The sequence below is a fragment of the Phycisphaerales bacterium AB-hyl4 genome (assembly GCA_041821185.1).
In the GTDB taxonomy this organism is placed as follows: Bacteria; Planctomycetota; Phycisphaerae; order Phycisphaerales; family Phycisphaeraceae; genus Natronomicrosphaera; species Natronomicrosphaera hydrolytica.
This window is the reverse complement of the sequence record JBGUBD010000006.1, coordinates 166,150-178,383: the sequence shown is the minus strand read 5'-3', so window position 1 is coordinate 178,383 and position 12,234 is coordinate 166,150. Positions and strand designations below refer to the sequence as shown.

At 60.4% G+C, this 12,234-nt stretch carries 9 protein-coding genes; 2 read left to right on the top strand and 7 right to left on the bottom strand.

Going from position 1 to position 12,234, the window contains the following annotated elements:
• Window positions 1–56: 56 nt before the first annotated feature.
• From ACERK3_11245 to ACERK3_11215, 7 genes are all read right to left on the bottom strand, one after another.
• Complete coding sequence (locus ACERK3_11245) at window positions 57–1,004, bottom strand: PEP-CTERM sorting domain-containing protein (protein MFA9478869.1); 948 nt, start codon at window positions 1,002–1,004, stop codon at window positions 57–59.
• 50 nt (window positions 1,005–1,054) lie between these two features.
• A complete protein-coding gene (locus tag ACERK3_11240; protein MFA9478868.1) occupies window positions 1,055–1,816 on the bottom strand; it encodes an SDR family NAD(P)-dependent oxidoreductase in 762 nt (253 codons plus the stop codon).
• Between the two features lie 16 nt (window positions 1,817–1,832).
• A complete protein-coding gene (locus tag ACERK3_11235; GenBank protein ID MFA9478867.1) occupies window positions 1,833–2,198 on the bottom strand; it encodes a hypothetical protein in 366 nt (121 codons plus the stop codon).
• A gap of 136 nt (window positions 2,199–2,334) precedes the next feature.
• On the bottom strand, window positions 2,335–5,145 hold the full coding sequence (locus ACERK3_11230) for a glycosyl hydrolase-related protein (protein MFA9478866.1): 2,811 nt from the start codon (window positions 5,143–5,145) through the stop codon (window positions 2,335–2,337).
• A gap of 76 nt (window positions 5,146–5,221) precedes the next feature.
• Window positions 5,222–6,145, bottom strand: coding sequence for a dihydrodipicolinate synthase family protein (locus ACERK3_11225; protein ID MFA9478865.1), 924 nt, complete (start codon window positions 6,143–6,145; stop codon window positions 5,222–5,224).
• Between the two features lie 191 nt (window positions 6,146–6,336).
• Window positions 6,337–7,119, bottom strand: coding sequence for a type II secretion system protein (locus ACERK3_11220; GenBank protein MFA9478864.1), 783 nt, complete (start codon window positions 7,117–7,119; stop codon window positions 6,337–6,339).
• A gap of 104 nt (window positions 7,120–7,223) precedes the next feature.
• Entirely contained in the window at window positions 7,224–7,955 is a 732-nt protein-coding gene (locus tag ACERK3_11215; GenBank protein ID MFA9478863.1) for a PEP-CTERM sorting domain-containing protein, read from the bottom strand.
• A gap of 450 nt (window positions 7,956–8,405) precedes the next feature.
• On the opposite strand from ACERK3_11215, the gene ACERK3_11210 reads away from it, so the two are divergent.
• Both ACERK3_11210 and ACERK3_11205 read left to right on the top strand, forming a co-directional pair.
• On the top strand, window positions 8,406–9,632 hold the full coding sequence (locus ACERK3_11210; GenBank protein MFA9478862.1) for a substrate-binding domain-containing protein: 1,227 nt from the start codon (window positions 8,406–8,408) through the stop codon (window positions 9,630–9,632).
• Between the two features lie 134 nt (window positions 9,633–9,766).
• Window positions 9,767–12,184, top strand: coding sequence for a DUF4838 domain-containing protein (locus tag ACERK3_11205; GenBank protein MFA9478861.1), 2,418 nt, complete (start codon window positions 9,767–9,769; stop codon window positions 12,182–12,184).
• The last annotated feature ends 50 nt before the right edge of the window (window positions 12,185–12,234 follow it).

Below are 12,234 nucleotides of genomic sequence, written 5' to 3'. Positions count from 1 at the left end.
ATTCAATCGAACGGTGAGCATTCCATTCCGCGACATACATCTCAGCGTGATCCGGTTCATCGAGCCCGCCGCCGCCGCATCATCATCCCCGCCAGCGTGCCGAGCACCAGCAAGGCCGAGCCCGGCTCGGGGATCATGTACACCGACACGTCGTCGATCAGAAAGGCCATCGACCAGTCATGGGTCTCCGGATAGCCCATGCTGAAAAAGTGATAGTTCACGCTGTCCATCCCCGGGTTCACGCCGCTGGTGTGATTCGTGGCGAACTGCGTCGAGTTGAACACCCGGTCCGCTTCGGTCAGCGGATCCACGCCGCCGCTGGCGTAGTAGTGGGCGATGCCCGCTTCGTCGAAGGCGAGGCCGAACGTGTACCAGCCGCCGCCGGCGAGGTACGGGCCCGCCACGTCGATGGCATAACCGTCACCCAGGCGGAAGCTCAGGTACGGCTGGCTGCGCGTCGGATGATTCGACTCGCCCTGCGGCCAGTAGTTGATCCAGATGCTCGGGTAGTACCGCCCCAGGGCATCGGCGCCACCGACGCGATCGTTCGACACCGCTTCCAGGCGCATCCCGAACACGCCCCACTCGGTGTTCAGTTCTTCAACCTCCGGCAGGTATACGCGGGCGATCACGCTGGGCAGGTCAGCCCGGGTGGGCGCGGTCACGCCCCGGTTCGTGTAGCTCTGGCTGACGAAGTCATCCTGGCCGGGCGTGGCGTCCTTGCCGAAGTCCTGCGACCGCAGCAGCAGCGACTGGCTCTGACCGGACAACCCGCCGGCCGGTGAGGCGATGGGTTCCACCACATCCGGTGCCCCACGGAACGAGCCGCGCCACAGGCCGTTGGCCGAGGTGGCAGTATCGTGGTTGAACGACCAGGCAGGGTCTTCGAAGTCGTCGGAAATCGCGTCGATGCGCAGGCCATCACCAGGGATCGGCTGGGCGATAGCCAGCGTGGCGCAGGCGAGCAGGGTCAACAGGCTGGTCAGGGTGATGCGAAACGGCATGGTGTTCTCCTCCTATAGCGTGACTGCATGGGGTCTTGGAAATCGTCGTGTCAAAAGCCGATGCTCGCCCCGCCGTCGACCGGCAGCACCACGCCGGTGACGAACCGGGCGGCAGGCGAACTGAGGTAGACAGCCGCGTTCCCGATGTCGTCCGGCTCACCGAAGCGAGCCAGGGGCGTACGGCCGAGGATCTTGTTGCTGCGCGCTTCATCGCCATTCAGCGCCTGACGCAGCATGGGCGACTCGATCCAGCCCGGAGCGATGGCGTTGACGCGAATGCCCTCGGGCGACAGCTCGGCTGCCAGCGATCGGACCATGCCCAAATACGCGCTCTTCGCCGCCGAGTAGGCCACCACCTGCGGGATGCCGATCAGCGAGGCCATCGAGGCGATGAAGAGGATGCTGCCCGTGCCCCGTTCGAGCATGCCGGGCAAGGCGGCCTGCGTAAGAGCGAAGCCGCCGAGCACGTGCGTCTCGATTACCTGCTGAAATGATTCGAGGCTCGTTTCGGTCGCCGGCTTTTTCAGGTGGACGCCCGCGTTGTTGATCACGATCGAGACCGGGCCCACCTGCTCCTGCACCGAGGCGAGCATACCGGGCAAGGCCGACTCGTCGCGCACGTCCTGCACACGATAGTGCGCCGCTTCGCCCAGTGACTCCACCGCTTCTTTCAGCGGCGCTTCCCGTCGACCCAGCAGAACGACTTTTGCCCCTGCGTCGACCATGCATCGGGCCATGCCCAGGCCCAGGCCCGTGCCGCCGCCGCTGATGAGGGCGACCTCGCCGTTCAATTCGAATGCTGATGCGGTCATAAAACGTTTCCTGCAATCACACCCGGCAGCCCACCGACAGCGGGGGCGTGTCCTGGTGCTTGTACATGACAAAGTATTCCCGGTGGCCCAGTGCTTCAGGCTTGCTTGGCGTGCCCGAAGCCACGTCGATCACCAACTGCTGTAACTCGGCTGCAGCCGCATCGAGCGTCTGCTCGCCGCTGAGCACGCGGCCGGCGTTGAAGTCCATGTCGTCAATCATCCGCTCATAGGTGCCCCTGCATCTGGCTGCCAGCCTTCTACTTGCCGGTGTCGGAATTTTTGAACGGGGCGCTTTCTTCTGCGCCTCGTTGAGTCCGAACTCAGCGACCTCGATTTGCTCACGCTCGTGTTCGGTCAGCACAATGTCCTGTTGGCGAAGCATGTCACGGGCCTGCTGCTGAAGTTTCTTCATTTCGCTTCGTTTAAGCATGGTTGGGGCTTGCGGCGGGTTGGTGTTTCTTGAGTTGGTCGTTTAAGGGAAGCGGAACGTGACGTGCCCTGCTGGACATGGCATGCCATCAGGCTTTGCAGGATAAATGAATCGTTTGGATCTCAAACGGCCGAAGTGTCAGATTCAGACGATGGTCTTTCACGGGCACGGCTTCCAGCAGCTGCTCCGCGAGATCGCAGGCATGGACACCGGCGATGGGCAGGTTTACTTTCAACACCACCTGCTGCGGCTGGGGACTGCAACTGAATACACGGAGGATCAACCCCTGCTCTTCGTCGCGCTCGGCAGGCTTAAGTGTGCTCAGCATCACGTCGCCTGCTTCCACGATCAGGGGTTGAAGTCGCTGCGGCAGGGGCTTATGTGGTTGCGCCAGCGGTTCGTCCCGCCGCCAACCATCGCGCTCGCCGAAGTGACTTCGCCATGCCGAGCGGTGTGATGGTGTGGGGTGCCAAGCGTCATCCACTTGCTCCTCAAGGGCCACCGATGCATGCGGGCGTTCGGCCCAGGGCGGAGCGGGCGTCAGGGGTACTGTCTCCACAAACTGCGGGCTCAACCACTGCGTCGCTTGTTGCGGCAAGCGTGCTGCCTGCCAATCGCCCGTGTGAAACTGCATAGCAAAGTCATACTCCAGCTTGCCGGGCAATTGGGCTGCCGGCGTCTGCCAACTGCCACAATAAAACACATACGGCACCGCCCGCAGCAGTGTCACGCACAACGTAGTAGCGTTTTTTGCATTCGACGCCACGCCATATTCATGCAACCCGTGGCCGATGAACGCCACGCCGCCAGCGTCATCCGCAGCATCTACCCAGTGCCGCATCGGATGCGTGTCCTGCCCCGGCTCGGCTTCGAATCGCCCAAGATCCTCGCGGGCCACCACAAATGCTCGCTCCACATCCACCGCTTCCACGGCAAACGGCAGCGGCACCGCCACGCGCACGCGATGATCCTGCACCGCATTGTCGAACATCAGATTGACGTCCAACCGCTCGCTGGCCGCTTCCAGGGTCACCTCCAGCACCACCGGGCAAAGGCGGGTTTCACGCTGGCGTGCCTCGCGGTTCGGCGCCAGGCCCGCGGGCAACGGCCAGCCGTAGGTGATCCGCAGCTTGCCCCGTAGCGGGCCGTGTTCGAGCACTGCCACCTCGGCGTGAACCGCATCGGCCGAACGACGCGGATCGTCCGCATCGGCAACGGGCTGGAACATGTAACCGCCACCGGCGTCGCCGTCGTCCAGCAGCGCCAGCAGCCCGGCATAGCGTCGGCCGGTCGGGTGATGCGTCACCGTCAACGTGCCGTCGGCCTGCGCTTCGACCGTCAGTCGACCGTTGCTCAGACTCGCCTGCTGCGCCACCACCGGCTCCGCGACCGCAGGCGATGCCCGGGTCTGTACGTCAAACGCCCGCACTTCCAGCGGCGAGGCGTCAGGCAGCTTGGCGAACACGCGATGCTCATGAAAGGTGTGCGTCTGCGAATCCATGTCGTTGGCAGCGGGCTTCATCACCGCGTCCTGCCGGCGAAGCACGCGCCGTGACAGCAACTGCGTCGGCCAGGCCGTGCCCGTCTCATCGACCAGCACCAGCGAATCGCTCGGCTCGAGCAGGTTCAGCATCACCTCCACACCACCGCCGGCGCCCGCCAGACCCACCGCCCGGACGACAGACGGCGACGGACCATCCACCATGCGCGCTGCGAGCGTGCGACCCGAGTCGGCGACAAGCATTTCCGCCAGTTCCTGCGCATGACGGAACCGCTGGTTCACGTCTTCATGCACCCGGTCGTCGCTGCAGCCGCAGATCGAATCGTGCGCGTGGTTCTGGAGCATCTGCTCCCATGCCAGGCGAAGCACCGGCCGACGATCCGCATGCCCCAGCGCCCAACCCAGGCTCGCCAACGGCTCGGCCAGCGCTTCAAGCAGCCAGCCCGCGTGGCTGTTTTCGATCTTGTTGTCGATGCGACTTGACCACGTGCCATGCAGGTGCACGCCTTTGAGCTGTGGGTCGCGCAGACAACCTTGCCACACCGGCAACGCGTCGCCTTCCACTGCTTCTCGCAGCCGAGCCTGGTAGTCGGCCAACGTCCCGTGGTGAAACGTCCAGTTCGGCCGAGCGTCGGTTAGCGTTTGGAGGATCGCCGGCAGATCACGCTGCACCCAGATGTGGTCGATGCCGTTAAACAGCAGCGCCAATCCCGCCGGCCCCGACGCCCGCTGGCATTCGCCCACCGCCTGATCCACCCGCGCCAGCAGCGCGTCGCGCTGCGACACCGGCGGCAGCAACATCGCATTGTGATAGCCGCCCGGCAGACGCGAGGCGAGCAGTTCGCTTTGGCCGTCCGGTCCAAGCCAGCGGAACGTCAAGGGCCCATCGTCCGCCAGCGACTCGGCCTTGCCGCGCGAAAAGAAATAGCTGTCGATGCCAAAGCCGTTGAGGATCTGCGGCATCTGCTCGATGTGCCCGAAGCTGTCCGGCACGTAGCCGACCTGCTGCGGCGACACGCCCAACTGTTCGCAGTCGACTCGCCCGCGCAGCAGGTTGCGAATCAGCGCCTCACCTGAGGGGAGCCAGAGGTCGGGCATCGTGTACCAGGGCCCGACCGCCAGCCGCCCCGCCAGCACCAGCCGATCGAGCTGGTCGCGGCGCTGCGGCCGAATCGCCAGGTAATCCTGCAGCAGCGACGTCTGCCCATCCGCCACGAAACAGCCAAACGCCGCGTCGGTATCCAGCAGGTCCAGCACCGCGTCCAGCGTATCGCCCAGCAGAAACTGGAATTGCCGTTGACTGAGGTACCACTCACGGTCCCAGTGCGTGTGGCTGATGAGGAAGACGGAGCAATTTGATGCGCCAAAGGTGTTGTTACTTTGGTCGTTGTCAGACATTAAAACAGCACCTGCGAGGGATTGGCCGTGCCCGTGAGCGGGAGAGGCAGTGGTCGTGATCTTCCGAGCCTTAGAATCAGCATTGTACACTCGCATCCACTGAAGTCCGCCAGTCTTGATATGCTTCACGACAGCCTTGGAGTTCCTCTTCGTTCATACTCAGATACGGAGGGAGCAGGCGTGTGGGGAACGCTGGGTTTCGCAGGTGAACTAACGCCTTGTCGAAGGCGCCATCGATCATTTTGCGACTACAATGAGTAAACATACGTTTACCCAGACGGCGAAAGACCTCGGTAATACGAAACAATTGTGGCAGGTCGCGCTCGACGCCCGCATGAAAAAATCGCATTGCCAGTTCAGGGCAGAGTACACCTAAGCTGCAAAGCAGTGAGCACTCGCCACGCGTGCATCCTAAAGCAAAATTGGATTCCAGTAGAAAGTGCTGAAGATCGGGCGCGTGCTCAAGCAGATCGGCAGTTCGGGCGTAGTCGGACGTGCTGTTTTTGGTAGCCACGAGGTTCGGTACGACGTCAGCAATCCGGCGGTAGTCCTTGCCTGTCAAGATGCGCCTGGCGCGAAGTAGGTTGTAATGCAGAAACTGGCAGTCAGGGAATTCACCGCACACCGTCTGGAAAAAGAGCATGATTTCCTTATCGTCCAGCGCCCCCCAACTGGGCAAAGAGATTTGGAACATGTGGATGCCGCGGCCGTGACACCACGCGATGCGGTCAATCACCGTCTGCATCGAGAGGCTGATCACGCCGACCTGCGGAGCCAGGTCACGCCCCACGGTCTTGTCGGCGAACACCTCCACGACCTCCTGAAACTGGCGATCACCGAGCGCATATCCTTCACCAGCCGTCCCCATCACGTAAAGGCATTGATAACCTGAATCGATCACCGATGAGATGTGGCGATCAAAGTTGTGACTGTCGAGTTGAAAGTCGGTCGTCCACGGGATCATGCAGGCGGCGAGATTACTTTGCGGATAACGAGGCATCCTTGATTATAGTCCTTATCATCCGTTACAAAGTCGAAGACATATTTACAACGGCTCGTATGCTTGACGAGGAGCGTTGCGCAACTACAAATTGGCGTAATAGTGACAACCCCGCCCCTGCATCGCCGTATCTCATCGTGCCGACCTACCTCGGAACAACGAAATACGGCTCGTGCAGCAGACAGCGTGTTTCACTGCGGATAATCGGGTAGCACCACCTCGTAATTGTCACCACGAACAAGCTCTGACTGGTCTCCTCGTAACTGGATGGTCGTGGCGTGCCCATCGACGAAGACGCTGTTCAGTTCATGATCGCTGGCGTGATGCATCTGCGTATACTCGGTATGCGGAGCCATGGTAGGGGCGAGCTGACTATCAATGTAAGACACCGTGAAGTCACCTGCCATCACCAGTCGCGATGGGCGTAAGATATCGCTGAACCGTTTGCGCCAAAGCACCTCGGTCCCGCCGGGGCCGATCAGTTCAGAACTGGTTCCGTGGACCTGGTCCAAAAAACCTACATTGAAGAGATAGCTCGAGCCGTAAACATTATTTGAGTAAAACGGTCTGCCGATCCATCCCGGGGGAACTACTCCTGCTGCACCAGGGCCCCATCCCCTGTCCAACGGACACTGTGCCGCGATGTCGGTGGCGTAATCGTTCAGTAAACGCCTGCCTGGCTCACCACTGGGAGCTGGGGCGCCCCACATAAAGGCGCGGTTGTTCCAGTAGAGGGAGGTGGCCGGACGTGGGGTATCGGCGAGCCTCGCGTAATGCGGAATCATGTCTCTGCTGTCGACACCGTAATTAATCGATGCGATGCCCATCTGCCTTAGCGTCGAGGCACACTGGATTTTCTGCGCAACCAAGCGAGCCTGCGACAGAGCGGGAAGCAACATCGCAATCAAAATCGCAATGATGGAAATCACGACCAATAGCTCGATGAGCGTAAACGCGTATAAAGGACGTTTCATGGCTGTACTCCTTAGTCCATGCTGTCTTGCAGGTTGCTTGAAAAGCCGTCTGCACGCTGTCGCGCGCAGACGGCGTAATTTTATCAGGACGTAGCCCGTGCCGGTTAGGCAAGCCTCTTGCGACGCATGAGAAGCAGGCTGCCCAAGCCGAGCAGCGCGATGGATGCCGGCTCCGGGATAATTTCAAACTGCACCAGGTTGAAGTCGCCCGCCCCCGCCGCCCCGCTGGAGTTCAGCCCGAAGTGAAAACGGTTGAACCCCATAAGGGTAGTAGGCGCCAGGTCGGAAAGGGCCAAGTCGCCGTTGATGTAGAGATTGGCATCCTCCGTAACGGGGTTGTACTTCAACTCGTACAGCGCGAAAACAGCATCACTCAACCCGGTGTCGTAGTTGGTGCCGTTCACACTGACGATGACCTTGTTGTTGTCAGCCGTATTGTTTCCAAAACTGATCGCATACCGCTGTCCGGTTGTGGCGATGAAATCGACCGTCGGCGATCCGGTGAGGTTGTTGTTGTTCCCGTGTACGCGCACATTGGCGCGGATGATGAAGCCCTCGGCGAACGCCTCGGATCGTTGCTCCTCGGTCAAGGGTGCGTTGTATGTCCTGGTGCCGGCAGTCGTCGACGTTTTCCGGATCCGCCAAGCATCCACGCCGTCCACGGTCACTGCCACGGCTTCTCCCGCCGCCACGCCACCGGTGGACGACATCGTGAAACCTTCATTCACCGGATTCTCGTCACCGATGTGTTCGTGGATGACCGCACCAAACGCCGTCGCCTGCCCTGCGGTGAGAACCATCGCCATTGCCATTCCTGTTACTGTCTTGCAATTCATCAGACATCCTCCTGAAATGAGATTGAAAGTCGATACACCGATTTGCCGTTACACAGGTAACAGCTCAATTTTCGATTAGTCGTACACCGGCCCGAGCGTGCCGCCTTCATGAAAGCCGGCCAGTATTGTCGTTCGTGCGGTGCCATGCACCGCCGCTTCGCCAACCGTGATGCAGGAGCGGCGGGTGCTCATGACGATGGGCCGACAAGACGACCCGGGTCGCTTTCGGCGAAACAAGCCCGGATCATTGACCACTCGCGCCACCATGGCGTGCGAAACACCTGCTACCTTGGCAACCTCTCGCACTGCCATCGCTATAGTGTACACTCTATGGCGATTATGGCAAGCATTTCGCCTTCTGCCTGCCAAATAATTCTTGAAACCAGTATGAATCAGGCTAAAGTTTCCTAAATTGTAGATTTTCTCGCAAAAAGAGTGTACTCTATTGCCATGGCAGACTCCCTTCAAGATTCCACCGCCTCGCTCATCCGAAAGCTCGTGCTTGAGCGGCTGGATATGGAGCACCCCTCCCCGCTGCCCATTGCATCGGAGATTGCTGCACGCGCTGGTGTGAGCCTGATGACAGTTCGGCAAGCCATGGCTCGCATGGCCGCGGCCGGTTTAATTGAACGCCGCCAGGGCAGTGGGACATACGTTGCGCCTGCCGTGCTCCGGGGCCGCAAGTCGATCGCGCTGGTCTGGGGCATGTCGATGGCGTCGCATGACCAGGCTTGGTTCCCATTGCTATTCGCCTGGATCCAGCAGGCGGCCAAGGCACGCGGGTGGTCCATCCGGCGGTACAGCGTCCTCGGTTCGGACGACGAGCCCGACCACAACCTGGAGCGACTGCTCGCTGACGCGTGGTCCTTGAAGTATCGGGGCTTGATCTACCTACCCATTCCCAGCGTCTCTGCAGCCCTCGAAGCCAGTGGACTTCGTGCTGTGAGCGACATCAAGATGCTGGCGATCTGTGCCGACCTCGGCCGCGACTCGATCGTGATCGACCAGTTCGGCTTTGGCGAAGCCGCAGCAGAGCGACTCATCCAGCAAGGGGCCCGACGCCTCGCTTTCATCGGAGGCCGCGACGGCCAAGCCTCTCGCGCTGCAGACTACTCGGGCTTCCGTCACGCGCTGCACAATCATCCCGAGGCAAGGACGGAAGACGCGTGGGCTCGCACCGCATTATTGCGCGACCCCGTGCGGGTGGGCTATGAGGCGTTCACCAGTATCTGGGCCCAGCCTGACAAGCCCGACGGGCTTGTCGTTGCGGATGACGTGGTCATGTACGGCGTGATGCTGGCAATGCTCGAGCATGGGGTGAAGGTGCCCAAGGACTTACGTGTCGTCGCGCTCGGAACCCAGGGGGCACGATATGACGGCTACCCGATCGAACCTCCGCGAATCACCTTCAGCCCACGGACATTCGCGTTCCAGGCGGTAGACGCCCTGATTCGGATGATCCAGGACGATCTGGATCACACGCCAGTCATCAAGGTGTCGCCCGACCCGGTCGCGGCGGACGTTGACGCCTCGACGGGTCAGGAGTCGCAACACAAGCGAACGCAGTCTCGATCTAATGCCTTGCCGCAGGATATTCAGCCGCGACATCCCGTCATGTTTCAGGCTCTGGCTCAGCGTGTCCGAACGCCTGACCTTGGGCCTGTGCTCACTCACTAGCCCGCTCTTACTTGAAGGGGCATGGTATGAATCGCACGACTATTGCTGGCCTTGCGGCCATGTTCGGTTTCTGTCGCGATCCAATGCCTCCCGGGGCAGTGGCGTCGCGGTCTATGCACAGGAGACGCCCATTGATGCCTGCCTTTTTTCATCCGCTACTCGCTCTGGCCGTTGTAGCCGTGTCGCTTTCCGCCCTGACGCCGAAGGTCTGCGGGCAGCACGTGCTGTACGACCCGGCGATCGGAGCGAGACCGATCATCGTTGCCGACGATGCGTCGGAGGCAGAGTTGACCGCAGCGAACGAACTGGCCTCGCACTTGGGTGGGATGGTCGGCGTCGAATTCCCGGTCGTTCCCGAAGCAGCCCACCCTGCGGAGGAGCCGGGCATCCACGTTGGTTCGACCCGGCTGGCGACAGAAAAAGGCCTGCTGGAAGGACTCAACGAGGAAGCGTGGCGAATCAGGACCGTCGGGCCCGACCTCGTCCTCACTGGCGGCGGGCCGCGCGGCGTGCTGTACGCGGTGTATCACCTGCTCGAGGATGACTTGGGTGTACGGTGGTGGACGCCATGGGAAAAGCATCTGGTTGCCCGTGAGCGGATCGAAATCGAGGAAATCGACCGCCAAGGAGAGCCGGCTTTCAGCTATCGCGCGATCAACTCGGTGATGTCTGCGACCAGCCCGTTTGCCCTCACCGACGGCGGCGCGTTTGTGACGCGGAACCGACTCAACAGCATGGGCCCGGTTCCCATTGAGTCGCGCTATGGGGTTGATGGCGGATTGATTGCCTATCCCCGTCCCTGGGTGGCGCACACGCTTAACCACCTGCTGTTCAGCCGGGCGACGCCGCAGGATCGGCCAGAGTTCTTCTCGCAGCGAGCCGATGGCACGCCCGACCCAGGCGTCGCCGAACTGATGAACCCGGGGTTGCGCCAGTTCGTGGCGGACCAGCTACGCGATCTGATCGCCACGGATCGGCGGCGCGCCGAGGAGGCGGGAGCCCGGCCGCCGTTGCTGTATCACGTCTCAAAAGCCGACAAATACGTCACGCAGTCGACCTCGCCGGCGGCGGTGAAGCTACGACAGGAACAGGGCGCCGAGTCGGCGGTGCTGCTGGACTTCGTGAACACGATCGGCACGAAGATCGCCGCCGAATATCCCGACGTCCGGATCGAAACGTTGGCGTACATGGACACCGAAACGCCGCCGCGGTCGATGAACGCGGCGCCCAATGTTGTCGTCACATTAGCAGACACCCACACCCGCATTAGTCATTCAATCACGCATCCGATCAATCGTCTATCCTACGAAAAGCTGCGAGCCTGGTCACAACGGACCGATCATCTACGCCTGTGGTTGTATGGGTACACATTTGCGACTGGGTTTGAGCTGCCACTGCCTATCGAATTTACCTACGCGGAGAACTATCGCACTTTTCAAGAGGTGGGCGCTGAAGGGATCATGGTTCAGTTTGAAGCCCCCCAGGCGACACTTACGGGTGACATGGGGGATTTCAAATTCTGGTTGATGGCCAAACTGATGGAGGACCCGTCGCGTGATGCCCAAGCACTTATGGCGGTTTATACGGACGGTTACTACGGCCCTGCCGGCCAGTACATCCTCGAATACCGCCAATCGCTACATAACGCGAGTCAACGTCACACAATGGGATATACCTGGCTAACCAGATTCCATGGCCCGACGTATCATTACCTGAATTCCACATTCATCTTGGATGCGCAAAAGCGTTTCGACCAGGCCGAGGCCGCAGTCAGTGATTCTCCCGAGCTTTTAAAACGTGTACGCCATGCGAGATTATCGCTGGATTGGGCGACCCTGCTTCGTCATCCGTTCATCATCCGCGAATGGCAAGCGAAAGGTCATGAAGCATCCGCTTGGCCGATTGATCGCCATGTTGTGGCCGAGCGCATGAAGCAGACGGTTCGTGATATCTTCGCCGCCAGAGCGCCAGACACCGCACCTGTGCAAACGCAGATTACTCAAAGAGTGAATCAGATTGATCTTGTCGCCGCCTTGCGTACAGATTGGCCATGCCCGGATAGGTTCGACTTGGCCGGTGGTGAAGTTCGTGAGCTTGCCCCTACCTTGTTGCAAAGCTATGGCGGCGGTGCCACGTTGATTGAGGATGATCAAGCCGTCATGGGAGTGACGATGCGTTGGCCACTTCCTGCGAGCATTCAAGATGACACTTCATTGTTGACTGCAGGGCTCTGGGACGTTTCAAAAATGCCGCTCCAAAACGTTACTGAGAGAGGCGAACCTTTTCGTGCTCGCGACGTTGATTCGACAAATTCAGGTTTCTATCGAATCGCAAAAGACTTAACACTTTCAGATAGCTCCGTACTATTCCTCGCACTTCCCATCGATTGGTTCCTTCAGACTTCAGCAGATCTGCCTGGCATGCAGCGTCGCGATCATCAGAAAGTCGATGTGTGGGCAGAAATGCGATTTAAATTCGAGCCAACCGAAGCCACAGGTGGCTTTGGCTATTTGGATCGCATTCTGATTGTGCCTGGGAAAACAGTGGAATAATCCTCCAGCACGTACCCGGCCATAACACTGGTCTCACACGTGGGAGCCGG

Excerpts from the sequence above, each read along its gene's own strand:
- ACERK3_11230 (MFA9478866.1), bottom strand. The coding sequence starts at position 5,145 with ATGTCTGACAACGACCAAAGTAACAACACCTTTGGCGCATCAAATTGC.
- ACERK3_11235 (MFA9478867.1), bottom strand. The coding sequence starts at position 2,198 with ATGCTTCGCCAACAGGACATTGTGCTGACCGAACACGAGCGTGAGCAA.
- ACERK3_11205 (MFA9478861.1), top strand. The coding sequence starts at position 9,767 with ATGCCTGCCTTTTTTCATCCGCTACTCGCTCTGGCCGTTGTAGCCGTG.
- ACERK3_11225 (MFA9478865.1), bottom strand. The coding sequence starts at position 6,145 with ATGCCTCGTTATCCGCAAAGTAATCTCGCCGCCTGCATGATCCCGTGG.
- ACERK3_11215 (MFA9478863.1), bottom strand. The coding sequence starts at position 7,955 with ATGAATTGCAAGACAGTAACAGGAATGGCAATGGCGATGGTTCTCACC.
- ACERK3_11210 (MFA9478862.1), top strand. The coding sequence starts at position 8,406 with ATGGCAGACTCCCTTCAAGATTCCACCGCCTCGCTCATCCGAAAGCTC.
- ACERK3_11240 (MFA9478868.1), bottom strand. The coding sequence starts at position 1,816 with ATGACCGCATCAGCATTCGAATTGAACGGCGAGGTCGCCCTCATCAGC.
- ACERK3_11220 (MFA9478864.1), bottom strand. The coding sequence starts at position 7,119 with ATGAAACGTCCTTTATACGCGTTTACGCTCATCGAGCTATTGGTCGTG.
- ACERK3_11245 (MFA9478869.1), bottom strand. The coding sequence starts at position 1,004 with ATGCCGTTTCGCATCACCCTGACCAGCCTGTTGACCCTGCTCGCCTGC.